Annotated in this window: 25 protein-coding genes and 1 pseudogene; 14 read left to right on the forward strand and 12 right to left on the reverse strand. The window is 58.3% G+C overall.

What is annotated here, in order from left to right:
- Window positions 1–2 precede the first annotated feature (2 nt).
- On the reverse strand, window positions 3–407 hold the full coding sequence (gene mce / locus BV911_RS06235) for a methylmalonyl-CoA epimerase (protein WP_086052734.1): 405 nt from the start codon (window positions 405–407) through the stop codon (window positions 3–5).
- Between the two features lie 152 nt (window positions 408–559).
- On the opposite strand from mce, the gene BV911_RS06240 reads away from it, so the two are divergent.
- The gene (locus tag BV911_RS06240) at window positions 560–1,276 is read left to right on the forward strand and encodes a response regulator (RefSeq protein ID WP_086052735.1); all 717 of its coding nucleotides are present in this window, start codon (window positions 560–562) and stop codon (window positions 1,274–1,276) included.
- A gap of 24 nt (window positions 1,277–1,300) precedes the next feature.
- On the opposite strand, the gene BV911_RS06245 is transcribed toward BV911_RS06240, so the two are convergent.
- The 5 genes from BV911_RS06245 to BV911_RS06265 form a co-directional block, all read right to left on the reverse strand.
- On the reverse strand, window positions 1,301–3,253 hold the full coding sequence (locus BV911_RS06245; protein WP_086052736.1) for a cation:proton antiporter: 1,953 nt from the start codon (window positions 3,251–3,253) through the stop codon (window positions 1,301–1,303).
- A gap of 1 nt (window position 3,254) precedes the next feature.
- Complete coding sequence (locus BV911_RS06250) at window positions 3,255–3,863, reverse strand: NAD(P)H-dependent oxidoreductase (RefSeq protein WP_086052737.1); 609 nt, start codon at window positions 3,861–3,863, stop codon at window positions 3,255–3,257.
- A 97-nt stretch (window positions 3,864–3,960) separates the two neighbouring features.
- On the reverse strand, window positions 3,961–5,331 hold the full coding sequence (locus tag BV911_RS06255) for a glutamate--cysteine ligase (protein WP_086052738.1): 1,371 nt from the start codon (window positions 5,329–5,331) through the stop codon (window positions 3,961–3,963).
- Between the two features lie 128 nt (window positions 5,332–5,459).
- Window positions 5,460–6,002 (reverse strand): hypothetical protein, encoded by a 543-nt coding sequence (locus BV911_RS06260; RefSeq protein WP_240512165.1) that lies wholly within the window; start codon window positions 6,000–6,002, stop codon window positions 5,460–5,462.
- 31 nt (window positions 6,003–6,033) lie between these two features.
- On the reverse strand, window positions 6,034–6,813 hold the full coding sequence (locus BV911_RS06265; RefSeq protein WP_086052740.1) for a 16S rRNA (uracil(1498)-N(3))-methyltransferase: 780 nt from the start codon (window positions 6,811–6,813) through the stop codon (window positions 6,034–6,036).
- 11 nt (window positions 6,814–6,824) lie between these two features.
- Here BV911_RS06265 and ubiA point away from each other — a divergent pair, with 11 nt between their 5' ends.
- From ubiA to BV911_RS06280, 3 genes are all read left to right on the forward strand, one after another.
- Complete coding sequence (gene ubiA, locus BV911_RS06270) at window positions 6,825–7,787, forward strand: 4-hydroxybenzoate octaprenyltransferase (protein WP_086052741.1); 963 nt, start codon at window positions 6,825–6,827, stop codon at window positions 7,785–7,787.
- 64 nt (window positions 7,788–7,851) lie between these two features.
- On the forward strand, window positions 7,852–9,729 hold the full coding sequence (locus BV911_RS06275; protein ID WP_086052742.1) for an OmpA family protein: 1,878 nt from the start codon (window positions 7,852–7,854) through the stop codon (window positions 9,727–9,729).
- A complete protein-coding gene (locus tag BV911_RS06280) occupies window positions 9,716–10,054 on the forward strand; it encodes a hypothetical protein (protein WP_086052743.1) in 339 nt (112 codons plus the stop codon). The genes BV911_RS06275 and BV911_RS06280 overlap by 14 nt, the downstream gene beginning before the upstream one ends.
- A 20-nt stretch (window positions 10,055–10,074) precedes the next feature.
- Here BV911_RS06280 and BV911_RS06285 read toward each other — a convergent pair whose 3' ends face one another.
- The 5 genes from BV911_RS06285 to BV911_RS06305 all read right to left on the reverse strand — a co-directional run bounded on the left by BV911_RS06285 (window position 10,075) and on the right by BV911_RS06305 (window position 14,843).
- Window positions 10,075–10,527: a molybdenum cofactor biosynthesis protein MoaE gene (locus tag BV911_RS06285; RefSeq protein WP_086052744.1), complete on the reverse strand. Its 453-nt coding sequence runs from the start codon at window positions 10,525–10,527 to the stop codon at window positions 10,075–10,077.
- A gap of 1 nt (window position 10,528) precedes the next feature.
- Window positions 10,529–10,774, reverse strand: coding sequence for a molybdopterin converting factor subunit 1 (gene moaD / locus BV911_RS06290; RefSeq protein WP_086052784.1), 246 nt, complete (start codon window positions 10,772–10,774; stop codon window positions 10,529–10,531).
- Entirely contained in the window at window positions 10,774–11,445 is a 672-nt protein-coding gene (gene pgsA / locus BV911_RS06295; protein ID WP_086052745.1) for a CDP-diacylglycerol--glycerol-3-phosphate 3-phosphatidyltransferase, read from the reverse strand. Before pgsA ends, moaD begins: the two co-directional genes overlap by 1 nt.
- 180 nt (window positions 11,446–11,625) lie before the next feature.
- Window positions 11,626–13,974 (reverse strand): tetratricopeptide repeat protein, encoded by a 2,349-nt coding sequence (locus tag BV911_RS06300; protein WP_168183998.1) that lies wholly within the window; start codon window positions 13,972–13,974, stop codon window positions 11,626–11,628.
- Between the two features lie 230 nt (window positions 13,975–14,204).
- Complete coding sequence (locus BV911_RS06305) at window positions 14,205–14,843, reverse strand: sugar transferase (protein ID WP_240512166.1); 639 nt, start codon at window positions 14,841–14,843, stop codon at window positions 14,205–14,207.
- Window positions 14,844–15,420: 577 nt separating this feature from the next.
- Here BV911_RS06305 and BV911_RS06310 point away from each other — a divergent pair.
- From BV911_RS06310 to BV911_RS06320, 4 genes and pseudogenes are all read left to right on the forward strand, one after another.
- Window positions 15,421–16,290, forward strand: a complete 870-nt coding sequence (locus tag BV911_RS06310) for an ExeA family protein (protein ID WP_086052748.1) — start codon at window positions 15,421–15,423, stop codon at window positions 16,288–16,290.
- Window positions 16,280–16,468, forward strand: a pseudogene (locus tag BV911_RS20355) (Wzz/FepE/Etk N-terminal domain-containing protein); the annotation flags it as partial. The gene BV911_RS06310 and the pseudogene BV911_RS20355, both read left to right, overlap by 11 nt.
- Window positions 16,469–16,603: 135 nt before the next feature.
- Window positions 16,604–17,854 carry a GNVR domain-containing protein gene (locus tag BV911_RS06315; protein WP_240512167.1) on the forward strand — a complete coding sequence of 417 codons (1,251 nt, stop codon included), beginning with the start codon at window positions 16,604–16,606 and terminating at the stop codon, window positions 17,852–17,854.
- Between the two features lie 62 nt (window positions 17,855–17,916).
- Window positions 17,917–18,756 (forward strand): CpsD/CapB family tyrosine-protein kinase, encoded by an 840-nt coding sequence (locus BV911_RS06320; protein ID WP_086052750.1) that lies wholly within the window; start codon window positions 17,917–17,919, stop codon window positions 18,754–18,756.
- Window positions 18,757–18,787: 31 nt separating this feature from the next.
- Here the strand turns inward: BV911_RS06320 and BV911_RS06325 are convergent, their stop codons facing one another.
- Window positions 18,788–20,434, reverse strand: coding sequence for a hypothetical protein (locus BV911_RS06325; RefSeq protein ID WP_086052751.1), 1,647 nt, complete (start codon window positions 20,432–20,434; stop codon window positions 18,788–18,790).
- A 228-nt stretch (window positions 20,435–20,662) separates the two neighbouring features.
- Between BV911_RS06325 and BV911_RS06330 the strand changes: the two genes are divergently transcribed.
- The 6 genes from BV911_RS06330 (at window position 20,663) to uvrC (ending at window position 25,939) form a co-directional block, all read left to right on the forward strand.
- A complete protein-coding gene (locus BV911_RS06330; RefSeq protein WP_086052752.1) occupies window positions 20,663–20,923 on the forward strand; it encodes a hypothetical protein in 261 nt (86 codons plus the stop codon).
- 141 nt (window positions 20,924–21,064) lie between these two features.
- Complete coding sequence (locus BV911_RS06335; protein WP_086052785.1) at window positions 21,065–21,862, forward strand: S49 family peptidase; 798 nt, start codon at window positions 21,065–21,067, stop codon at window positions 21,860–21,862.
- A 3-nt stretch (window positions 21,863–21,865) separates the two neighbouring features.
- Entirely contained in the window at window positions 21,866–22,030 is a 165-nt protein-coding gene (locus BV911_RS19550; RefSeq protein WP_168183999.1) for a hypothetical protein, read from the forward strand.
- 2 nt (window positions 22,031–22,032) lie between these two features.
- Entirely contained in the window at window positions 22,033–22,995 is a 963-nt protein-coding gene (locus tag BV911_RS06340) for a calcium/sodium antiporter (protein WP_371587905.1), read from the forward strand.
- Between the two features lie 11 nt (window positions 22,996–23,006).
- Window positions 23,007–23,789 carry an SDR family oxidoreductase gene (locus BV911_RS06345; protein WP_086052753.1) on the forward strand — a complete coding sequence of 261 codons (783 nt, stop codon included), beginning with the start codon at window positions 23,007–23,009 and terminating at the stop codon, window positions 23,787–23,789.
- Between the two features lie 284 nt (window positions 23,790–24,073).
- Entirely contained in the window at window positions 24,074–25,939 is a 1,866-nt protein-coding gene (uvrC, locus tag BV911_RS06350) for an excinuclease ABC subunit UvrC (RefSeq protein ID WP_086052754.1), read from the forward strand.
- Window positions 25,940–26,024: the final 85 nt, after the last annotated feature.

Below are 26,024 nucleotides of genomic sequence, written 5' to 3' on the forward strand. Positions count from 1 at the left end.
GCTCAGACCTGCTCCAACTCGATCAGGCAGCCGTTGAAATCTTTGGGGTGCAAGAAGATCACCGGATTGCCATGGGCGCCGATCTTTGGGTCGTCAGACCCCAAAACCCGGGCGCCGCTGGCGATCATCTGATCCCGCGCCGCCAGAATGTCGCTGACCTCATAGCAGATATGGTGGATGCCGCCGGCCGGGTTTCGGTCCAGAAATCCCCGGATCGGACTGGCCTCGCCCAATGGATACAGCAATTCGATCTTGGTGTTGGGCAGGTCGATGAACACCACCGTCACGCCGTGATCGGGTTCATCCTGAGGCGCGCCGACTTTGGCACCAAGGATGTTGGCGTATTGCGCCGATGCCGCCGCCAGATCCGGCACGGCAATCGCGACATGGTTCAGACGCCCGATCATGACGACACTCCTGTGGCTGCTCATGGGGGTTATGTCCCCTGCCCCGCGGCGGCGCAAGCGCCCGAAGCCAATTGCGGTGATGTGCCCATTAACGCGGTCTTTACGACAAATCGCCTGAACTGGGATCACCCGCACATTGATTGGAGCGTGTGATGAGCGATTCTATCTACGAACACCCATTCAGACAATTGCCGACCGCCCAGCGTCCCCTGATCGGTGCCACCGTTTTGGTCGTTGAAGACAGCAGGTTCGCCTCCGAAGCTGTGCGCCTAATGTGTTTGCGCAGTGGCGCACGCATCCGACGGGCCGACTGCCTGAAATCTGCCTATCGGCACTTGGCCGCCTACCGGCCATCCGTGGTGATCATCGATCTGGGGCTGCCCGACGGCCCCGGCAATGATCTGATCCGCGATCTGGCCAGCCGGCCAGACCCCGCCCCGCCCGTTATCGCCACAAGCGGCGATCCCAGTCTGCGCGATATCGCACTTACCGAAGGCGCCCGGGATTTTCTGACAAAGCCGATCCCGTCCCTCGGGATCTTTCAGGAAACCATTTTGCGGCTGCTGCCCGCCGAGGTGCAGCCACGTGGCCTTAGGGTGCTCAGCGACGAACAATTGCTGCCGGACCGCCTGGCGTTTCGCAACGACATGGAAGTGATCGCCGCGTTGATCGATTGCGACACTGACCCACCAGACATCCAGTATATCGCGCAATTTCTGGAAACGGTCGCCTACAGCGCCGAAGACCGCCCTCTGATCAACGCCGCCCGTCAACTTGGCGCCGATATGCGCCGATCTCATGATGCCCCCGACCTGACACCGATCCGGGCCATGGTTGCGGCGCGAATCCAGACCACGGCCATCGTCTGATCAATCCGTCCCGATCAACCACGGCTATTGTGGCGGATCGCCGTCACGATTTGCCCCGTCCCCTGACGGTGGCGGCGCCCACCGCCGCTCGGCGCGGATATAGCCGGATGGGATGGTGCCGCGAAGCGCCGCTTCGTTCTCTTCCATCAAGGCCCGGGCGCGCGCGACATAGGCTGCATTTTGGTGAACCGGCGTGTCGGCATCATACAATTCGGCCAATTCCCGGATGGCGATCTTATCCTGACGGGTAAAGGCACGCGCCGACAATTCGGCGTCATGAGGGTGCATGCCGAGGGCTTCTAGCGCCGACCGCCCGGTCCGAACCGCGCTATCAAAGGTTTCGCGAATGATGTCACGGCATCCGGCCGAATACAGTTCGTAGACGTGGCCACGATCACGCGCCCGGGCGATCACATGCACCTGCGGATAGTTTTGACATACGTGCCGCACGATCTGGGTGGTCTGATCGCGGTTGTCGATCGCCACCACCAGCAGACTGGCCTCTGCGATTCCCGCTGCAAATAACAGATCCGGGCGCGCGGCATCGCCATAGAATACCTTGATCCCGAAGGCTTGGATCAATTCCAACTGCGCATAGCTGTGATCCAGAACCACGGTGCTATAGCCCGCGTCCTTGAGGATCCGGTTCACGACCCCGCCAAAACGTCCATGACCTGCGATGATCACACTGCCGGTTTCGGTAATATCATCGGCCGCGCCCCCCACATCAGTGACAAAGCGCGGGGCGATGACCCGGTCGAACAGGATGAACAGGGCTGGCGTCAACAGCATCGACAGGGTGACAACCAGCAACAGCTGATCGGCCAGCCCTTCGGGGATGATCCGGTTGCTCACGGTGAAGGACAGCAGCACAAAGCCAAACTCGCCCGCCTGCGCCAACCCGAGGGCCAGAAGCCAGCGATCGGCCCCCCGAACCTTAAACAGCAGGCTCAGCACCAGCAGGACCGTGGCCTTAATTGTGATCAGCCCCAGAGCCAGCCCGACAATCGCCGCGAAATGAGCCGACAACAGGGCAAAGTCGATGCCGGCACCAACGGTGATAAAGAACAAGCCCAGCAACAGCCCCTTGAACGGGCCCACATCACTTTCCAATTCATGCCGGTATTCACTATTGGCCAAAACCACCCCGGCCAAAAACGTTCCCAAGGCCGGAGACAGCCCAACCAAGGACATCAGAACCGCGATGCCAATCACCATCATCAACGCGGTTGCGGTGAACAGCTCGCGCAGGCCTGCCGACGCGACATACCGGAAAAGTGGCCGGGTCAGATAGCTGCCACCGCCAACAACCACGGCCACAGCCGCGACAGTGACCAGCGCGCGCATCCAGCCTTGCATATCCTCAACCAGATTGAGCGACATGCCATGGCCGACCGCACCGGCGGTGCCATCGGCTGCCCCGTGAACGTCGGCCGCGCCCTGAGCGACGACGGGGCCCAGTTCAGGCAGGGCGAGAAGCGGTAATAGGGCCAACATAGGAATGACCGCGATGTCCTGAAACAGCAGCACCGAAAAGCTGGCCTGCCCCCCATCGCCGCGCATCAGCCCTTTTTCATTCAGGGTTTGCAGCACGATGGCTGTCGAGGACAATGAAAACACCAGCCCGATTGCCAAGGCAACAGTCCAGACCTGACCAAGGGCGATGGCGCAGACCATGACCAGCCCAGTTGTCAGCGCCACCTGTAGCCCTCCCAGCCCGAGCAGGCGGGCCTTCATCTGCCATAGCAACCGGGGCTCCAACTCCAGCCCGACCAGAAACAGCATCATCACGACACCGAACTCTGCGAAATGCTGCAGCGACACCAGATCGACCCCAAGCCAACGCAGTAACGGGCTGATGACGATCCCCGCGATCAGATAGCCAAGCACCGAGCCAAGGCCAAACCGGGTCGCAAGGGGCACCGCGATGATCCCGGCGATCAGAAACAGGAACGCTGTCAGTAGAAACCCGTCCATCTCAGCCCTCCGCGCGCAAGGGCAAGGCATCGCAGGTGATAACGTCGTGCCCGGCGGCGGCATCGAAATCATACCTGTCGTCACGCAATGCCGTCAGCAGGGCGCGGTAGCCAGCCACATGGGGCGGGATGCTCCCGTGGGTTTGCGCGTCGAGCGCACCGAACAGAAGATAGGGTGGGGTGAATCGCATCTGGCAAAGGGCGGCGGTCTGCTCCAACGGGCGGAGGAAATCGCGGATCGGAAATTTCTGGAACCCGTCAGGCCCGTATGCCTCGGCAGGCGAGGCCGCCGTGATAGCCAGCATCAGGGTTTTACCGACAAGGGCAGTGCCGCCCTCGCCATAGGCAAAGCCGGGTTCCAGAACCAGATCAAGCCATTCCTTGACCAGCGCCGGGGGGGAATACCAAAATAGCGGAAACTGAAATACGATCACCGAATGCGCCCGCAACCGCGCCTGTTCTCGGTCGATATCAATATTGTAACGGGGATAGTCGGCGTACAGGTCGACGAAGGTGACCCCGTCTATTGGCCGCGCGGCTTGGGCCATCGCCCAATTGGCATGGGACTGCCGCTGGCCGGGATGCGCGAAATAAAGAAGCGTGCGTGCCACTGATCTGCCTTGTTGCCGCCCTGCCCCTAGGAAGCCGTCAAGACGCGCCGGGATCAAGCGGTTTGATCTCGCCCGGCGCGCCCTGTTCTGTCACGGCTCAGTAATTATACGCGTCATAGATGCGGGTCAGATCCCCGTTCCAGTCGCCGTGGTAATGTTCCAACAACTCGTCGGCGGGAACCCGGCCAGTTTCGACGCTTTCTTGAAGCGCATTCAGGAAATGGGTCTCGTCCGCGACCAAACCCCCAGCACCGGGAATTGCTCGCGCCTTGAGGCCAGACTGGGCGATCGCCAACACCTCACGGGCAATGTCGAGCATCGATTGCCCCCCGACTTTGGCTTGCAGCCCGTCTTTCGCCGCCGCCACCCGCCATTCTTCGCGGGTTTCAGCGTCCCAAGACTTGCCCACATCCCAAGCCGCATCCAGCGCACTTTGATCATAGGTCAAACCGACCCAAAAGGCTGGAAGCGCGCAAAGGCGCCGCCAAGGTCCGCCATCCGCCCCCCGCATTTCGATGAATTTCTTCAAGCGTGCTTCGGGGAAAATAGTGGTCAGATGGTCGGCCCAATCACTTAGAGTCGGCACCTCGCCCGGCAAGGCTGGCAACTGGCCTTTCAGGAAATCCCGGAAGGACTGCCCAAGCGCGTTGATATAGCGCCCGTCGCGATAGACGAAATACATCGGCACATCCAAGGCATAGTCGACCCATGCCTCAAAGCCGAACCCGTCCTCGAACACAAAGGGCAGCATGCCAGTGCGGGCAGGATCGAGATCGCGCCAAATGCGCGAGCGCCAGCTTTTCAGCCCGTTGGGCTTGCCGTCAAAGAACGGCGAATTGGCAAAGAGCGCGGTCGCAACCGGCTGAAGCGCCAAAGCCACGCGCAGCTTTTGCACCATGTCGGGTTCGGAGGCGAAATCCAGATTTACCTGCACGGTGCAGGTCCGATACATCATCTGGGTCCCATGCGTGCCAACCCGGCCCATGTAATCCGTCATCAACCGGTAGCGCCCTTTCGGCATTACCGGCATTTTCTCATGGCTCCAGATCGGCGCGGCACCCAGACCAATGAACCCGGCCCCGATGGTGTCTGCGACCTGCTTCACTTCGCGCAGGTGGCTGTTCACCTCGTCACAGGTTTCATGAATTGACATCAACGGCGCACCGGACAGTTCCAGTTGCCCGCCCGGTTCTAGACTGACATTTGCACCGTCTTTTTCCAGACCGATGATGTTGTCGCCTTCCAGGACCGGCGTCCAGCCAAACCCGTCGCGCAACCCTTCAAGCATGGCGCGGATCGACCGGGGACCATCATAGGGCAAGGGATTCAGCGTATCGTGGCAATAGCCGAACTTTTCGTGCTCGGTGCCAATGCGCCAGTCCGTACGTGGCTTGCACCCTTCGGCCAGATATTCGGCAAGCGCCGTCGCCGAGGTGACAGGCCCCCCACCCGTTTGCGGAATCGACATGCAGACGTCCTTTTCAAAGCGCAGACCCAATCGGGAAGTAAACGGCCCGCAGCGCTGGTACAACCCCGGGGACCGGGACCATCGGTAACTTACTTGTTCGGCGCCGTCGACGTCACCGTCCGCGCATTTCAGCCAAGGTCAATCAGACGTGAACTGGCGGTCTGCGCCTTTGCCGGGCGCTGCCAGACGATCTGGGTCACCCGGCCGGGGGCATTCAGCGCGCGCAGCATCCGTTCGGTATGAATGTCGGGCAATTGCGAAAAGGCGTCAAACAACGCCTCGGCCCCTTTCGCCGTCACGGGAATATGCAAATCCGGCCCCGCATCGTGCCGCAGACACCAATGCAATGGCGTGCCGGTGGGATCCAAGTGCAGCGAGCGCAGTTGATCAAGTGCAACCACGCCGCCCTCAAGCGGCCCGAAATACGCCACTTGAGCCTCGGTCACCTGCACAACACCCGGACCATCGCCGCGCACCCGAAACCGCAGCCGCTGGACACCCAGAAAGGCAATGGCACAGCCCAGCAGGCCAAGCATGACGCCGGGGAGGCGACCTAAGGCAAAGCTGTTCAGCATCCAGATGAGACCGACAAGGGCAATCGCCGCCCCCACCAGTAACTCTCGGGCGTTTCTAGCCTTGGCCCACACCTCGGGACGAATCATACCGGACATCGATCACTCCCTCGCCGCTGCGGTCCTTTGGTTATGTAAGGTCTTCGGTTGCCGCGGCCAATGGGTGGTCACCGCCAGCGCTGTGCCAGTCCCCAAGCGCGGCTTGCCATAGGGTCAATGCGGCAACCGCCGCCGTATCCGCCCGCAAAATCCGTGGCCCAAGGCTGACCGCCCGCGCTTGCGGCATCGCCGCCAATCGCGTCCGTTCAGCCGGACTGAACCCACCCTCAGGCCCGATTAGGATCGCACCGGGCGTGCCTTTGGCAAACACCTCGGCGACCGATGAGGACGGTCCTGCCAGCGTTTCATCGCAAAACATCAGGTGCCGGTCCGCGGGCCATTGCGCCAGCACGGCCTCTAGGCGCACCAGATCCGCCACGTCGGGAACCACCGTGCCACCGCATTGTTCGGCGGCTTCCACCGCATGCGCCTGAAGCCGGTCGCGGCGAATACGGTCCGCATTGGTGTGATCGGTCTGCACCGGAAGAATCCGCGCGGCCCCAAGTTCGGTAGCTTTTTCGACAATGAAATCCGTGCGTGCTTTCTTGATCGGCGCGAATAGCAGCCAAAGATCCGGCGGCGATTGAACCGGCCTGACCTGCGTCCGGCAGATCAACGTGCCGCCGCGCCGGTCAGCTTGGCTGACCTCGGCCAAAAATTCGCCCGATACCCCGTCGAACAGCAACAATGCGTCCCCGACGGACAGTCGCATGACCCCGAACAAGTAATGGGCCTGATCCCGGGTCAAGGGAACTGTTTGCCCTTCCCCCAACGGGTGCTCTACATACAATCTGATTTTGGCGCTGCGCATGGGACCTTGGTATGACCGTTCGACCAGAAACACCAGCGGCTCCGGTCGCCGATGCCATCCACGGAAACTGGGTGGATCACCGGGCACCCGCATGGACCCGGCCCTATCTTCGCTTGTCGCGGGCTGACCGCCCCATCGGCACGTGGCTGCTGTTGTTACCCTGTTGGTGGGCAACGCTGTTGGCCGCAGCCTCCAGCACCGGTGCGAACTGGCGCATGGCATGGATCCTGCTGGGCTGTTCGCTTGGGGCATGGCTGATGCGCGGCGCGGGCTGCACGTGGAACGACATCACCGACCGCCACATCGACGGACGCGTCGCGCGCACTCGGTCCCGGCCGATCCCCTCCGGTCAGGTCTCCGTTTCGGGTGCGGTCATCTGGATGGGGCTGCAAGCGCTGGTCGCCTTCGGCATACTTCTGACGTTCAGCACCACCGCCATTTTGTTGGGAATCGGGTCGCTGGCCTTGGTGGCAATCTATCCGTTCGCCAAGCGCTTTACATGGTGGCCGCAAATCTTCCTTGGTCTCGCGTTCAACTGGGGCGCCGTGCTGGCATGGACAGCACAAGATGGCCGCCTCGGCTGGCCAGCCGTGTTCCTCTATATCGGGGGCATTTTCTGGACGCTGTTTTACGACACGATCTATGCGCACCAAGACAAAGAAGACGACGCGCTGATCGGAGTGAAATCCACTGCACGCCTGTTCGGAAACCGGACCGGCCTGTGGCTCTGGCGGTTTCAGATCGCCACGGTTGCTTGCTTGGCCATCGCGGTCGGGATGGCGTTTGGACCGGGCGGCGCGACCGCTCCGCTGCTGACCTCCTTGGCTGGCGTCGCCGGCGTTGGCATGCATCTGGCATGGCAATTGCGCGGCCTCGACACTGACAATACCGACGCCTGTTTGCGTATTTTTCGATCCAACCGCGACACCGGCCTGATCCTTGCGCTGTTTTTCGCCGTTGCCGTGGCGCTTTGATTGCACAGCGGCGCAGGTCTGCGTAAACACACCTCATCTAAAACGGAGCGTCGAAACTGTCCGCATGCGTTCTACTGCAAAGACCTCGCTTCGCCTTTTGTCCTTCTGTGCTGCGGCATTCGGAAGTGTCTGGATTGGCACCCGCATCGCAGACGATCTTGAATGGCGCAGTCTTGCCGCTGTCAGCAACGCGCTGGCGGAGGCAGGCTATCCATGGGCGACCGTGACGACTGACGGGGTAATTGCGCGTATTAGCGGCGAGGCCCCGGACGAGGCCAGCCGGTTCCGTGTGATGACCACCGCCAGCGCAGTTCTTAACCCGGTCAATCTGCGGGATGGCATGACCGTCGTCGAAGTCTCGACGCTTCCGCCGCCACAGCTTCGGCTGGAACTTCTGCGCAGCGGAAATGCCTTGACCATTCACGGCCTGATTCCGGCAACGACTGACGATGCGCTGACGCTGGCACAGCAGATCACTGCGCTGAAGCCCGATCTACGCCTGTCCGATCTGGTAGCACCCGTCGATCTTGCCGCTCCCGAGGGATGGCCTGAAACCCTTGCCGCCAGCCTCACCGCTATGGCTGCGCTGGACAACAGCCGCGTCCTGCTCACCCCCGATGCGATTCAGATCTCAGGGCTGGCTCCCGCCACCCTGTCGCTCTCCGCCTTCGACGCAAAGTTGCGGGCCATGCTGCCTCCCGGCGTTTCGCTGTCGCTTGATCTTCGGGCGCCGCGCAAAGTCGTCTCACCGTTCATTGCGCGGTTTCGCTTGACCCCTGAAGGCGGCGTTACCGAAGCCTGCGCAGCAAATACCGACTCTGGCCGCCAAATGATCGAGGCCGCAGCCGCAGCAGCCGGTATCGACGTTGTTGGCCGTTGCGCGGTCGTACTGGGCGCACCGGATGCATCATGGGATCAGGTCGTGGTGACAGGGTTGAATAAACTGGCCGCAATGGGTGACGGAACCCTGACGCTGTCCGATTTGCAACTGACCTTGGTCCCTGGCCCCGCCGCCGAGCCGGTTCTCACAGAGACCGCCCTTGAGGATCTTGAAAGCAGTATCCCGGGCATTTTCAGCGTCAATGTGCCGATCGGCCTGGCGGATCCGGCAGAGGGCGCGGAGTCGGAACTGGAATTTCGCGCAAGCCGCAATGAGGATGGCGCGGTGATCATTCACGGCCCCCTACCGGATCGTGACAGTATCGCTGTGGTGCAAAGTCTGGCACGGGCACAATTCCATTCCGAAAGCCTCTCGCTGGATTTGCGGCAACAAGCCGGGCTGCCAGACAAATGGACCCTGCGCATTCTGGCTGCACTGGATCAGTTTTCCGCCATCGAAGAAGGCAGCTTATCGGTGTCACCGTCGATGATCGAAATCGATGGAACAAGCGGTTCCAAAGCCGCGTCAACCGAAATTGCAGCCGGTCTGACAGCGGCGCTTGGAATGGGAGATCCGTTCAGACTGAAGATCGATTACGACCGCTTGCTGGATCCGATTGCCGCTCTGCCCAGCCCGCAGGAATGCATCGACCGCGTCCGGGCGATCCAGTCCGAAACGAAAATCACCTTCGCCCCAGGTTCAGTCGAGCTAGATGCTGCCTCATCTGCAATCGTTCGGAAGATCGCTGATGTCTTGCGGAAATGCTCTGATGTCCCGATTGAGATTGGCGGCCATACCGACAGCCAAGGCCGGGATGAAATGAACGAAAAACTCAGCCAGCAACGTGCCGACGCGGTGTTGCGGGCATTGATCGCCCAAAGGGTGTTGTCGGCGAATCTGACGGCGAAGGGCTATGGCGAAGCGCGCCCCGATGCTGACAATGGCACAGCAGATGGACGCGAAGCCAACCGGCGGATTGAGTTCGCCCTGCTTGGCACATCTCAGACTGAAGACGACGCGCCCACATCGAACCCGACGGAGCCCGAAAATGGACCGAACTGACATTATCTTCGCCACTGCGATCTTGTTATTTGTCGCGTTCTCGGTTGGGTTCCTCACCAACTGGATTATCAGCCGCGTGTCGCATGTGTCGAAAGACGATCTTGGCGAACTGGACCGGATGGCAGAGGCGCTGCACCACGCTGAAGAAGCCCGCGATGCTGCCATCGCCCGCCAAGAAGACGTTGAAGGCCGGTTGCGGCGCCGACTCGCCCAATCGGATGCTGAATTGAAGGCGGCGATGGAAGGGCTGCGCGACGCGCGGGCCAATGCCGATGAACTTCGGGCATTTATTTCCTCTGCCAACATGGGCAATGGGCACCGATAATATCGCGCGGACTGGCCCCGTCAGCGCCAGCGAGTTAAGGCCTGTTCATCCTCTGAACGGGCCGCGACCCAGCCCTGAGTGTCGGACGTCACTTCTTTCTTCCAGAAAGGCGCCCGCGACTTGAGATAATCCATCAAGAACTCGGCGGCTTCAAATGCAGCACTACGGTGGGCCGCAGCTGTCGCAACCATCATGATGGGCTCGCCGGGGACCAATGGCCCAAAGCGGTGAATTACCAGCGCATCCAACAATGACCAGCGCGACATCGCCTCTTGGCCGATCTCGGCCAGGGCGAGTTCGGTCATCCCGGGATAATGTTCGATTTCCATTCGGACGAGGCTGCCGTCGGGCCGGTTTCGGACAACCCCCGAGAACGTCACAATGGCGCCCGCTTCGGCGCCGCCAAGATGGTCCGTGAAGCGATTAAGTTCTATCCCCGGATCGAAAGGGCTGGATTGAACCCGGACATCCATTTCAGCCACCGGTCATGGGCGGGAAAAAGGCGACTTCGCGTACATCGGTCAAGGACGCGTTAAAATCCGTTAGAACCTGATCTGCAGCGACACGGATCGCCGTCAGATCCGAAAATGCCATCGCATAGCGGTCATCCCGCGCCGCCAATTCCGCCACAAGATCGGCAATGGTTGCGGCACGTGTCTCAATCCGTTCTTTTGGCAGTCCGATGCGTTCGCGCACCCACGCGAAGTAGAGAACGTCGATCATCCGCGACCATCCTCACGCAGAAACGGCAGAGCCTTCACGAAATAATCGATGCCCGTGATAGCGGTCAGAACCGCAGCCAGCCAGAAGCAGACCACTCCACACAAGCCCGTCAGCCAACCGGACTGCGCAACCCACCAGACGTAATTCCAACCGCTCGGTCCGGCGTCCATCGCCAGCGCGTAATCGTCCGATGACAGCGCATAGAAAAGCGAGGCATGTTCTTCTTGCAATCCGAGGCTGAGCAACAGAAGCGTGATCGCCACCATTTGAACCGTGGTTTTCCACTTGGCAAGCTTGGTCACTTTAAGGGTGCTGGCATCCGCGCCAAGAAACTCTCGCAGACCTGACACGAACACTTCTCGAAACAGAATCACCGCTGCGGGCACGACCAATAGCGGGTCCAACCCAGAGAGGGCCACCACGACGGTCAGGGCGATAATCACCATGGCCTTGTCCGCGATGGGATCAAGCATCGTCCCAAATCGGCTTTGGAGATGCCATCCGCGCGCGATATAGCCATCAAACCAATCGGTGATCGCAGCTCCGACGAACAGGGCGAGGGCGATCCAATCGGCTGTGGGACGCGCAAAGATCACGAACACCAAGGCGACACAGGGTGCAGCCAGCAGTCGGAACACGGTCAGAATATTGGGAATGGTCCATCTCATACGAACACATCTATCGAAAAGGTGGCGGCCCCGAAAGACCAAGATGCAGCGGCGTACCCACTGTTTGGCCCATCGGCAATGCCGGACCCAGATAGGCAGGGTCCGGAGTTAGATCGGTCAGTCACTGACGTTGTGCGCCGATCGGATCGCAAGGTCCGATCGGCGCAGCCGCGATGGCTCTCACTCAGTGGCCGTTGGCGCCGATCCCGCACTGCTGAGCCGATCCAATTCAGACCGTGCATCTGCTGCGTCAGCAAGATCCGTATCCGCCCAGAGGTCGACGGCCCGTTGGAAATATGGGATCGCCTCCGCAGAATTTCCCTGTGCGACATAGGCCTTGGCGAGATGGTATTGGACTGACGGATCGTTGGGGAGTCCGACAGCGGCTGGTTCCAAATACTCCACGGCTTCATTGTAATTGCTGAGGCGAAAGGCGATCCAACCATAGGTATCCTGGAAGGCAGGCACGGTCGTGCCCCGCAAACGCCGTGCAATCACGTACGCCCGTTGCAAGCTGTCGTTGTCACCCCGGTAATTCGCCAGAAGGCTTGCGAAATTATTGGCGACGATGGTCGAATTGGAATCGGCTTTGTAAAGACCATCGTAAATAGCAATGGCTTCGTCAATTTCGCCATTCTGTTCGGCCAAGCCCGCCTTGATCCACAACAGATTCGCAGACTCAGGCAGGACTTCCAGCGCTTCGTCGACGATTTTCTCTCCGGTTTCAATGTCACCCTGACGCACGGTCGTCGAAATCAATGCGCGCCAAACCGCCTCGAGTTCTGGTGTTGTGTCCAAAATTTTGCGGTAGATCGTGTTGGCTTGATCGTAGTCCCCTTCGGTCGCAAACAGCGCCGCATTCAGGAACATGAGATTTGGGTTGCTCTCGTCCCCGTTTGCAGTGGCTTGCGCAAGAAGCTCATCCATATAAAGCCGCGCGTTGCCGATTTCGCCGTTGGCAAGATGGGTCCGGATGATCGCGGCCTGTGGGCCGATCCCCGCACTGTCCTCGGCGACCATCGATTGCAGCAATTGGATGCTCTCATCCGTGCGAGAGGTCCGGAGCAGAATCGTAGCTTCCAGTGCATTGGCAAAGTTACGCGCGTCATCAGTATTGATCTGACGCATCCCGTGCACGACTTGCTCTGCTCTGGGAAGATCGTTCAGCGCAAGATAGGTATCGGCCAGAGATCGCAACAACACAACATTTCCGGGCGCGCCCCGCAGAGATTTAAGCAGGACCTCTTCCGCCGTCAGATATTTCTCGTTCTGCATAAGGTAAGTCGCGTAGCGCAGACTTTCTCCGGCACCAGCGTTGGACGCTTCGTAAGCCAATGCCAGACTTTCCGCCATCAATTCCCGGTTACCGCCGCGCTCATACGCACGGGCCAGCAATGTGATGGTTTCTGAATCGCGCGGACTTTGATCAAGGGCAGTGCGCAGCGCAAGCACCGCGTCAGGGACCTGGTCGTCGCTGATCAGCCATTCCGCCTTGAGCTTAAGCGCATTTACATCGGTGTTGTCCTCAGCAAGGACCTTGGCCACCAGTTCTTTCGCTTCCTCGGTCTGCCCTGTTGCGTCCAACATCCGGGCCAGTGTCGTCTCCATTTTGCGGCTGACGTCATCTGAAGACCGCCCGTCTACTAGTTCTTGCATCTGAGAAATCGCCACATCACGATCTCCCTTGTCAAAGACAAGGCTGGCCCGCAGCAGCCGGAACGTATCATCGTCCAACCCTTCCTCGATCAGCACATCAAGTTCGGCGATGGCAGCGTCAACGCCATTGATCTGATTTAGGAAGTGGACCAAAGCGACTCGTGGCTCTATGTCATCCCCGGATTCGACGACAAGCTCACGCACGAATTGCTCCGCGCCCACAGCGTCACCTTTCGCGAGATACCAACGCACCAGAGCCGTCCGGACTTCCTGGTTCTCAGGAAACCGGACCACCATCGTCTGAAGGTGTCCGCCCAAGCCCTCGAGATCTTCCAACTGAGCTAAGAGTGAGAGTTTGGTCTGGTTGAATTGTGTATTCAGCGGATCGAGTTCGAGAGCCTCATCAACAGAATCCAAGGCCGCGTAAGGCTTTTGTTCACGAACCAGTTTGTCGAGCACAACCTGGCGAGCGTTTGTGTCACCGGGATTGTCTTTCAGCCAAGCCTGCGCCAGCGCATATTCGGCCTCCATCTCAGCCTGATCGCTGAGCCGGACGGCCTCTGCATATCGGACGGCGATGAGAATGGGGGCCAACTCTGGATTGTCTGGCTGCAACTCTAGACCGGCCAGCGCATGCCGCTCGGCTTCGTCCCAAGCGCCAAGATTGATCGCCATCTCTGCCAGCTTCAACCTAGCCGGGAAGTCGTCAGGAAACTGTTCGCTTACAAGGAGATAATGTCCATAAGCTTCTTGCGCGTCGCCTTGCTCCTGTTTGAGTTCGGCGTACAGCATCCGCGCATCGTAGTTCTCCCCATCCAGCTTAAAGACGCTCTTCAGCTCCACGATCGCGCGATCCAGATCGCCCTCATTCACAAGCGCGACGGCAGCCTCGTAATGGCTTTGCGCCTTTTCCTCGACCGTTTCGCATCCAGCAACCAACGCAACGGCCACAAACATCGACGCGGTCAAAAGGCCCTTAAACTGTCTCATTTTTCACCCACACTGCTTCAGGTTCTCTCGTTCTATCTTCGACGAATGACCTAAAAATTAAAATGGCCGCAGAGGACCTGCGACCATAGTAACATTTTCTCTGACAGATGAAACTAGACGCCGGTCATGCGCACGACAACCTTTAGGGTTCTCGCGATCACCCAGAGGTCTGTGGTCATCGATGACTTCTTATAATATTCGGCATCATAGCGCGCACGTGCGGCAAACGAAGTATTGTTGCGATCGCCGATCTGCCAAAAACCGGTCACGCCCGGCTTCAGCGCAAAATAGGCTTGGCCCGGATACAGATCGCGCTGGGACGGCATCATGGGACGCGGACCGACCACACTCATGCTCCCCATCAGCACATTCCAAAACTGCGGCAGCTCATCAAGCGAAGTTTTGCGGATCAGGCGGCCAACCCACGTCACCCGCGGATCGTGCTTCAACTTCTGAGTCCGGTCCCACTCGGCACGGGCCTCACCATTGCTTGCAAGATAAACGGCCAGCTTCCGATCTGCATTCGGAACCATCGAGCGGAGTTTAACCATCGAGAACAGCCGCCCACCCTTGCCCACACGACGCTGGATAAAGAACGGGCTCGACCCGTCCAGCGCCACAAGAAAACAAAGGATCGCGACTACCGGCACGATGACCACTGCCGCGGCCAGCACGAACACAACATCGAAAACGCGCTTAAAATACTCGCGATACACACTCTTGGAGGGCGTATAGTCGACGATGCCTGTCACAACGTCTGGGGAATTAGGGAAATGCGCAGTCAAAACGGTTACCTCGATGCACTAAAAGATTACAAACACGAACGCCAAGGGCACCACATCTCATTCAACAAGAACGTGAGGTGCGCAGACGATGCATAACACGTGCATCCCATATGTTTCAATCTTCTTACTCTCTTACCTCAAACTTTAACCTACCAGACAACCCATTGATTTCACCAGCTTATACCAAAACCCTCGTCAAGGTAAGCAATTTGTTTAGGCTGTTCAGGTGGCAAATTGACTAAAATTAAGCAGGATTATGCCGATTCAGCGAAACGGTGGCCCACCGCGGGTCTGTCGGAAACCTCGGCGCTCGCGCAGCCTCAGAATCGCTATTCACCAATTCCAAAGAGTTTCTCCTTCATGCTGGGGCATGCTACGGCAAACTTGCGACCAATCGCACCGGACGGGATTTTTGGCTTCTTTTCAGAGGGCGTTGCGCCTAAAGCTAACGTGTAACAATGGTAGTCATCGCAACTGCGGTGTTTGGTATTTGACGACGCTCTAGCAGTGCACCAAGTTGGTGAAAGTCGTCGGTTTAGGAACAATGAACACAACAGCCCCTGTAGACATTTACAACACGCATTTCGGATTTCGCGAGCGCCCCTTTACGCTTGTTCCAGATCCGGACTTCATGTTCTGGTCACGATCACACCGCCTTGCGTATACGATGCTGGAATACGGCATCCTGACTCGATCTCCCATCACGGTTGTGACGGGCGAAATCGGTGCCGGGAAGACAACCTTGTTGCAGCATCTGCTGAAAACTTTGTCCGACGACGTTGTTGTTGGGTTGATCTCGAACGCGCAAGGGGATCGCGGCGAACTGCTTCAATGGGTTTTGCATTCTGTGGGCGAAGATTTCGATCCGAAGGCATCCTATGTGCAACTGTTCCACCAACTTCAGAACTTCCTGTTGGAGGCCTATTCCAACGGAAAGCGCGTCATCTTGATCATCGACGAAGCCCAAAACCTGAACGTTCAAACCCTTGAAGAACTGCGGATGTTGACGAATATTAACACCAACAAAGATGAGTTGGTGCAACTGGTCCTCGTCGGCCAACCGGAATTGCGCGCCTTGATCTCCCGTCCTGAGTTGAAGCAATTTGTCCAGCGTGTCGGATCCAGTTTCCATCTCTCCGCGATGAACCGCGAGAACGTCGGGGCCTACATAGCCCATCGCTTGCAGGTGGCAGGAGGAACCGGCGAAGAATTCGGTCGCGATGCAATCGATCGGATCTTTGCGATTACTAACGGCATTCCGCGGTTGGTGAACCAGATTTGTGACTTAAGTCTGGTCTATGCTTTTTCTGCCGACGAACACATGGTCTCACTGGAAACCGTCGAATCGGTTCTGGCTGACGGTGTTTTCTTCGGTGCTGCCAACCTAGACGGAGGCAAGGTCGATGAAATTTGACTTGCGTTACTATCTTAGCATTTTTTGGCGTCGCAGCCCATATTTTGTCTTTTTGACGGCGCTATGCACGTCGATTGGCGTGACGCTGGCGTTTCTCTTGCCCCCCGAATACGAAGCCCAGGCGATTCTCTTGGTTGAGTCTGAACAGATTCCGAACAGTTTGGCCGCTTCGACAGTGAACACAGGGGCCACAGAACAAATTCAGATTATTCAGCAGCGGATGCGAACGCGTGAAACGCTGCTCGACATCTCCAACCGCTTAGGAATCTACAAAGACGCCCCAAATGACGGCGAACCGCTCACGGCAGGCGCCATGGTTGACGATATGCGGAGTCGGTTGACCCTCAGTAGTTCCACAGGAAAGAACGCCGCAACCATCGTCACGATCAAATTCCGCTCGGATACAGCGAATACAGCGGCTCAGGTTACGAACGAATTCGTCACACTGGTTTTGCAAGACAATGTAGCCATGCGCACGTCGCGGGCCAGCGACACACTTGAATTCTTTGAACAGGAACGGGACCGTCTTGGCGGTGATTTGGACGCTCAGAGCGCCGAAATTCTTAAGTTTCAAACCGAGAACACCGGCAGTCTTCCGCAGGATCTAGACCCGCTTCAGACCCGCCGCGCCACATTGATCAACGATCGGGCAATCCGCGATCGCGAGCTCCAGTCGCTGCGTGACCAACGCACCCAAGTGGTCGACATTTTCGAACGGACAGGCAACATCCAGTCGGCTTCTGTCGCACAATTGCCCGAGGAGATCGCTCTGGAAGCTGCGGAACGACAGTTGGCCGATGCAAAGCTGATCTACTCAGAGCAAAACCCCAAGCTGCGCGTCATGATCGCAAGAGTGGATCAGGCGCGGCAAGCATTGACGGCGGCCCTGTCCGATACCAGCGCAACCGGGGTCGATCCTACGGAACAAGTTTCCAGCGCCCAAAGCGTCTTCGAATCGCAGTTGGCTCAAATCGATTCCAACATCCAATTCCGGCTCGAAGAAATCACACGCATTGATCAGGAGTTGGAGGATATTGGCGAAAAGTTGTCGCGCATTCCGTCCAACACGATTACCTTGGATAAGTTGCAACGGGACTACGCCAATATTCAGGCGCAGTATACTCAGACCGCAAGCCGGTTGTCGCAAGCCGCAACGGGCGAGCGCATTGAACTCTTGTCGAAGGGACAACGGATCAGCGTCCTCGAACAAGCCACACCGCCCGACCGTCCGACCAAACCAAACCGGGTTCTGATTTCGGCAGCGGGGCTTGGGATCGGCATGGCCTCCGGTGTGGGACTGGTGTTTCTGATGGAGCTACTGAATAGCGCGATCCGACGGCCTGAGCAGATCACGGACAAACTTGGGATCACGCCTCTCGCTGTTCTGCCTTACCTGAGGACCGACCGCGAAGTGGTCGCGAGACGGATGGTGTTGTTTTCGATTATCGCTTTCTTCGTGATCCTCGTACCGCTCTTACTGTTTGCGGTTCACAACCTATATTTTCCGCTGGACACATTGATCGAACCCTTTGCCAACAGGTTTGGTTTTTCGGTGAACTTCTAAACAAATCGACTGAGTAGACTTCGACCCAAGACGCATTTGGGTCAGCGACACGAGGACAGACCATGGAACGACTTCAAGAAGCACTCAGTCGCGCACGGGAGCGTCGCGGACAGACCGGCGGCACGACGCCCCCCGCCAGCCCGACATTGACTCGCAACAAAATGGCTTCTCGGTCCGAGGGATCGACCAACGAAGCTTGGCAAGCTTTGCGATCATTCGAGCCGAACGAACGAATTTTACGCGCCAATCGGGTCGTCTCGTATTTCGGGGGAAACGATGCAGGGCCGTTCGATATGATGCGCACAAAGATCCTGCAGCAAGCCAAGGCAAACAACTGGCGCCGGATTGTCGTCACGTCGCCGACGGCGCAGTGTGGAAAGACCACGATTGCCGCTAATCTTGCCTTTAGCTTGGCACGTCAGGCTGAACTTCGCACCTTGGTCATCGAAGTAGATATGCGTCGCCCAGAGCTTGCCAACACCATTGGTCTTACAGAAAAAATGGCGTTTGCCCGCGTCCTCAACGGTCAGGACGAGCCGGCACAACACATCGTGTCCTATGGTCCAAACTTGGCTTTCGGGACCAACAGCTCCCCTGTGTCCAACTCGTCGGAACTTCTTCAAAGTTCCGCCGCGCATGACAGGCTGAAAGAGATTGAAGCGATCTATGCTCCAGACATCGTGATTTTCGACGCCCCGCCAATGCTGGGAAGTGATGACACGCATGGCTTCCTCGGCTTTGCCGACGCAGCCATCCTTGTGGCTGCGGCCGAAATGACCACAATCAGCGAAATTGATGTCGCCGAATCCGAAATTGCCTCGATGACGCAAGTCATGGGGGTTGTGATGAACAAGTGCCGCCTAACCGGATCGTCATACGGCTATAATTACTCCTATAGTTAGCAGATCGGCGTAAAACGCGCGGAGTGCGACTTTAGTCCACCACATGCGCATCAAGACGCAGTTGACCTTTGGGGGCGCGGGTCGACGAATGGCGGATCCTGTCCGGCACGCCGAAGGTTTGATTGCGAATAAAATCGGCCAATCCCATAGTCAGCGTTTGGGTTTGGCCATCCGGAAAGGTTCGAACGATCTGCGAGATCGCACCGTTTGGGTCATAGGTGATCGTGTCATCCCAATCGGCCGTAGGCCATAGGGTCGGATCTGCATAAATGTCGTCCGGATCAACAACGTAATCCAGCGACACAAGACGCGGCGTCGCGCCATCCTGTCCCTCGTATATGCGGTTCTGGAACACGGGGAAGCTGATCGACACAATGGCTGGGGCGGATATCCAGACGCCATTATCCGCGAACACCCCAATATCAACGCGGCTCGACATCATATTCGCCCCGGTGGATGAGGGAATCGCGCCCTGCCAATCCACCCGAATATCCGCACTGTCGCCGCTGTCCCGCACTTGAATATCGATCCGTTGCGGATCGCCTTGAAGGATCACCCAATGGAACGTCAAAGGACGCCCATTCGGATCCACGGTTTCCGAAGCGCTGATAGACATGCTGCGCGAATATGCGAAGGAACGCCATGCCCGGGCGATGGCCGACGGCGTCGTGAAGATGACTTCGTCAAGATTATCCGCCAAATAGTCCCGGCCCGCCTCAACCGGAAATTCGCTCTCGACCTTCAATTTGACCATCGGCGGGATCGCGTCCGGCATGATAGCGTTGGCCAGCCCAACCATCGCGGCAGGGCGCAACTGCGACTTGTCAAACACGACCGGGTGCGCCCGCGGCGACAAATAATCCTGTGGGGTTTGAATGCCACTCAAGCTGCGCCGAAGCACCATTTGGGTGACAGAAGCCAATAAACCACTTTCGTCCAGACGCGCCCGCGTCTCGGGTGTGTAGCTGGCATAGATCAGGGCCAAAGCAGTCACAAACGGCTTATCACTGTAGGATGACCCCTGAGACATCAGGAAATAAGGGGCATTGGCGAAGAACCGATCGCCGGTGTTCGGGTCGTGGTCGCGGTGTTCAGGATACACATACGAATGGTTGTGCGCATAAAGCTCGTAAGATCGTTCGGCGTTGATCTGCCCACCCATTGAGATGCGCCCCAAGCTACGCGCCAAGGGCCCAGACACCCGGGCCGTCGATGAATTGCCGATGACCGCGAGTGGAAACAGAATCCCGCCCGCCCAGTTGTAATCCAGATTCATCGCCGAAAGGTCTTGGCTATAGGCAGTATGGCTCAATTGCGGGAATGCCGTCGGCGATAAAGGAGAGTGATCTCGATCCCGGTTATCATAGAGCGTTGTTGCAAGCCCCGCCGCACGGCCTTGGGCGTAAAGCCGCCGCAACATCCCCATCGCCGGCGCCGCGCTAGCCGGGTCTACGACCGGTTGGCGCAGTCGGGACGGATCCGGTGCGAGACCGACCCTCCACACCCCGGTCAAGGGATCCCGCCACGTATTCTGGCTTGTGACCGGGGCAATTCCATCGACGATCGGCGCGGTTCTGTCCCCCTGCACGCCGGTGGCTAAAAGCTGCGCTTCCGCCGTTCCGGCTCTGAGAAGCATCAGGCAGACCCCAGCAATGAAAAGGAAGACTGATCGTTTCATTCCCGGCCCCCTTCCCTGCACAGAAGATCCATCTGGCGCTTACAGAACCACCGTACGCTGGTCAAAGCCAGTGTTAACTCGTTCCGGTCACAGTCCACTGATGTTATCGCCGCGCTTCAGGCCATCGGGTCAGCATCGCACAGGATGCCGAGACGTCGAAACAATCGATACGACTTGTAATCCGGGGAACGCAAAACGCGGCCCTGCTCTCAATTAAAGGATAGCCCAATGACTGACGCCTATGATCGTGTGGCACCCGGCCTGTCGTCGCCCGCAGTGGACGCTGAAAGCATCACCCCGGGAAATGGGACACTGGGCCATGTCACTCGCGCAATTTATGTCGGCGGCGGCGGCGATCTTGCTGTGGAGTTCATGTCGGGGACGCAGGTGACCTTGCGCGGGGTTCCCGCTGGAGTCATCCTTCCGATCCGATTGCGCAAAGTTCTGGCGTCGGGCACCTCGGCCACCAATATCATCGGCCTCTGGTAACGCCCGCCGCACCAGCCCACACCAAACTGCGTAGCGGCCCGACCGCCACCAAAGACCCCGTCGATCCGTCGGGGTCTTTCTTATAACATCGCCTCCGCTTTGCGCCTTGTTGAGTTGGATTGGGCATCCTATGTCTTGACGATGAAACGTTGGATCCCGTTCGTAAAGTCACCGCCTGTCATTTCTGTCGTCAGACTGTCCGGGGTCATTGCTGCCAGCAATCGTGCTGGCCTGAATGACGAGACGCTGGCCCCAGTGCTTGAACGCGCATTCACAAAGGGCAAGCCCGTCGCCGTTGCCCTAGCGCTAAATTCACCTGGGGGTAGTCCGGTCCAATCTTCATTGATCGGGGCCCGCATTCAGCGTCTGTCCAAGGAGAAGAATGTTCCGGTCTTTGCCTTCGTGGAAGACGTGGCCGCATCTGGGGGCTATTGGCTTGCCGCGTCCGCCGATGAAATTTGGATTGATCCCTGTTCGGTTGTGGGATCCATCGGGGTGATCTCGTCGTCTTTTGGTGCGAATACCTTTATCGAACGTCATGGAATCGAACGGCGGGTCTACACCGCCGGGACGTCGAAAAGCATGCTGGACCCATTCAAGCCCGAACGAGACGAAGATGTCGCCCGCCTGAAGACCCTATTGGATCAAATCCACGGCACATTCATCTCTCACGTGACCGAGCGCCGCGGCGCCCGCCTTGATGCGAATACAGACCTCTTTACCGGAGACATCTGGACAGGTGACCGCGCTGTCGCGTTGGGCCTTGCAGATGGCATCGGCCATCTGGTGCCGAAAATGCGGGAACGGTTTGGCGACAAGGTCAAGTTCCGACCCTATGGAATGCGGCGCGGCCTGCTGCAACGATTTGGAATGAACATCATGGCGCAGGCTATGGATGGCATCGAAGAGCGCGCGTTGTTCGCCCGCTATGGCCTTTGAACCATGATTAAAGTTGTCAGCCTGTTTTTGATCGGAATGGTCGCGTTGGCGATGTTCGGACGCCTGCGTATGCCCGGTGCCGCCAAGCTGAAAGCGCTGAAATGCTCCCGCTGCGGTAAGTACCGGATCGGGAAATCTAAATGTGATTGCGGCAGAAAGACCCTTTAATCATGGATTGGCTGCAAGCGAGCCTCGGCCTTGTCATACTTCTTTTCGCCGGAGACAGTTTGGTCAGGGGGGCTGTAAACCTCAGCCTGCGACTGGGCATCCCCGCGATGATTGTCAGTCTAACGATCGTCGCGTTCGGCACTTCAGCCCCTGAACTTCTCATCGCCATTAGCGCGGTTTTGGAAGGAGCACCCGGCCTTGCCCTTGGCAATGTCGTCGGGTCGAACACGGCCAATATCCTGTTGGTCTTGGGCATTCCGGCCATCATTTCAGGTCTGCACTGCAGCAGTGGCGATACGGTCCGCAATTATGCCATCATGATTGGCGTGACGCTGGCGTTCGTCGCCATGTGTTTCATAGGCCCGATCTCATGGATCGACGGCATCATCCTGCTTTTGGCGCTTAGTCTGATGATTCTGGATCAGGTCCGGCGGGCGCGGCAATATCGTCGAAACGCGGCGACCAACACGGGTGACAGCGACGATGACCTTGAGGATGTCGAAGGTGCGGATCCGGCGATGCGGGGCTGGAAAGTTGCCCTGTTTCTTGTCCTTGGGTTGATTGGATTGCCACTGGGGGCGCAGCTTTTGGTGGAAAGCGGTGTTCGGATCGCCACTGACTTCGGGGTTAGCGACACCGTTATCGGCCTGACCCTGATCGCAGTCGGCACATCGCTGCCTGAATTGGCAACGACCGTCATGGCCGCCCTGCGCAGGAATGCAGATGTGGCTTTGGGGAATGTCCTTGGCTCGAATATCTTCAATTTGCTGGCCATTATCGGCGTCACGAGCCTTGTCGCCCCGATTCCGGTTGATCCGGCGTTTCTGCGCGTTGACCTCTGGGTCATGGTTGCAAGCTCGCTGCTGCTGGCGCCCTTTGTGCTTCTGGGGTGGACATTGACCCGGCTCGCCGGGATCATTTTCACCGCGCTGTACTTTGTCTATATCGGATTCTTGCTGTTTTAGGAGGGCATTCAATGTCCGGAACTGCCCTCGTCACCGGTGCCGGAAAACGCTTGGGACGCGCGATGGCGTTGTCTTTGGCTGAAGCGGGGTTCGATGTCGCGGTGCATTACGCGTCGTCGCAACAAGCCGCCGAAAGCGTTGTCGAAGAGATCCGGGCAATGGGGTGCCGTGCAATTCCGCTTCAGGCTGATCTGTTGGACGAAGATCAGACCACCACGCTGGTCGACCGGGCCGCGGCGGAGCTTACGACCCCGCTCACACTTCTGGTCAACAACGCATCGATCTTTGAATATGATACGGTGGCCACCGGAACACGGCGCAGTTGGGATCGGCATATTGAAAGCAATCTGCGCGCCCCTGTCGTCCTGACCCAAGCCTTCGCGGCCCAAGCCCCAGACCCGGCATATGACCAATACGGAGAGCCGCTGCCGCGCGCCCTTGTGGTCAACATGATCGACCAGAAGGTGCGCAAACTCACACCGCAGCACATGAGCTACACCATCGCCAAGATGGGGCTGTGGGCCTTCACTCAGACAGCGGCACAAGCCTTGGCCCCCAAGGTGCGGGTGAATGCCATTGGCCCCGGCCCAACCCTTCAGGGTGCGCGACAGTCCGAAGCCAATTTCGCGGCTCAACGGGCCGCTACGGTCCTTGGACGCGGCGTCAACCTTGGGGACATCACCGCCGCCCTGCACTATCTGATCAACGCGCCTGCGGTGACGGGGCAACTGATCTGTGTGGATGGTGGGCAGCACCTTGGATGGCAGACTCCTGACGAGTTGGGCGTTGACTGATCCGACAAGTTGTGCACGGGCATCCTGACGGCCCCAAAGCGTTCATAAAAACGTTAGCTTTTTCATCGCGTTACAAATGTGAATATTTTTTTCGTTATTTTTCAGCACATTGCAGCTGCGCCTATAAATTAGGCAACTCAACGAAGTCCCAACAAATGAAGGGAAAAACCGGGTAGCCCAAAAGATACCACCAGACTTATCCACAGATTCAGTGCATATGTTTTCGCTTGTACCCACTCAATAGAATTTGCAGGACCCCGCCGGAGGAATCGAAAGTTAACACAATGAGCGGCATGACAGACGACACCATCCTCACCGGCTATGCACGGATCCAAAGCTACTTGAAGACCCTTGATGGTTCGCCAGGCGTGTACCGGATGCTCGATGCCAGCAATCGGGTGCTGTATGTCGGCAAGGCGCGCAATTTGCGGGCCCGGGTGTCGAACTATGCGCGGCCCAGCGGTCATAGCGGACGAATCGACCGGATGATTCGGGAAACGTCATCGATGATGTTCCTGACCACCCGTACCGAAACCGAAGCCCTGCTGCTGGAACAGAACCTGATCAAGCAACTGAAGCCGCGCTACAACGTGCTGTTGCGCGATGACAAAAGCTTTCCGAATATTCTGGTCGCCAAGGACCATGACTTTCCGCAGATCCGCAAGCATCGTGGCCGGAAAACAGATAAGGGCAATTACTACGGCCCCTTTGCCAGCGCCGGCGCGGTCAACCGGACGCTCAATCAATTGCAAAAGGTGTTTCTACTGCGGAACTGTTCCGACACGATGTTCGAAGGCAGAACCCGCCCCTGCCTGCTGTTTCAGATCAAGCGGTGCTCCGCCCCCTGCGTCGGCGAGATCAGCGCAGAGGATTATCGCAGCCTGGTGTCCGACGCAGAACGGTTTTTGTCCGGACGCTCGACCAAGGTTCAGGCGGATTTGGCGCTACAGATGGCCGAAGCCGCAGAAGCGATGGAATTTGAGCGCGCCGCAGCCTTGCGGGACAGGATTCGCGCTTTGACCCATGTCCAATCCTCACAAGGCATCAACCCGCGCGGCGTGACCGAAGCCGATGTCATCGCGCTGCATCTTGAAGGCGGCCAAGCCTGCGTTCAGGTATTCTTCATCCGCGGCAATCAGAATTGGGGCAACCGGGATTTCTTTCCGCGCACCGGGTCAGGCGCAGAAGCCGGTGAGGTTCTGGAAGCCTTCATCGGTCAATTCTACAGCGACCGCGAACCACCCCGTCAGTTGTTGCTGTCCCATCCAATCGACAACGAAGATCTGATGCTCGAAGCGTTGGCGCAAAAAGCAGGGCGAAAGGTCGACATCTCGGTTCCCCTGCGCGGCGAGAAGGCAGAATTGGTGGCTGGTGCGGCCCGGAATGCCCGCGAAAGCCTTGCCCGACGCCTGTCGGAAACCCTCACCCAAGCGAAGCTGTTGAAGGGTCTGGCCGAAGCTTTCGATCTGGACGCGCCCCCGCAGCGAATCGAAGTTTATGACAACTCGCATATCCAAGGCACAAATGCCGTAGGTGCGATGATCGTGGCTGGACCTGACGGATTCATGAAGAATTCCTATCGTAAGTTCAATATTCGCGGTGACGGCCTGACCCCCGGCGACGATTTCGGGATGATGAAAGAGGTTCTGACGCGGCGCTTTCATCGTCTCCTGAAAGAGGATGCCGACCGGTCTGCAGGAACATGGCCTGATCTGCTACTGATTGATGGCGGGGCGGGGCAAGTCAGCGCTGTCCGCGGCATCATGGAAGACTTAGGGGTCGGCGACGTTCCGATGATCGGGGTCGCCAAGGGCGTCGACCGGGATGCCGGCAAGGAAGAGTTCCATCGCACCGGACAACGCCCGATGGCGCTTCGGCACAACGACCCGGTGCTGTATTTCATTCAAAGACTTCGCGACGAGGCACATCGGTTTGCCATTGGCACCCATCGCGCGAAACGAGCCAAAGCCGTCGGCGCAACGCCGCTGGATGACGTTCCAGGCGTGGGCGCAAGCCGGAAACGCGCCCTGCTGGCACATTTCGGCTCGGCGAAGGCCGTCAGCCGTGCCGATTTGGCCGATCTGAAAGCCGTCGATGGAATTTCGGACGCATTGGCGCAATTGATCTACGACTTCTTCCACGGATCGTAATCAAATGGTTACTTGAACCGGCATCAGTTTACCGGAACCTGTTGCAGGGAAAAGACGGTACCCCCGCAAAAGGCCATTTGCGACA

This window comes from Pseudoruegeria sp. SK021 (assembly GCF_002119405.1).
GTDB lineage: Bacteria > Pseudomonadota > Alphaproteobacteria > Rhodobacterales > Rhodobacteraceae > Meridianimarinicoccus.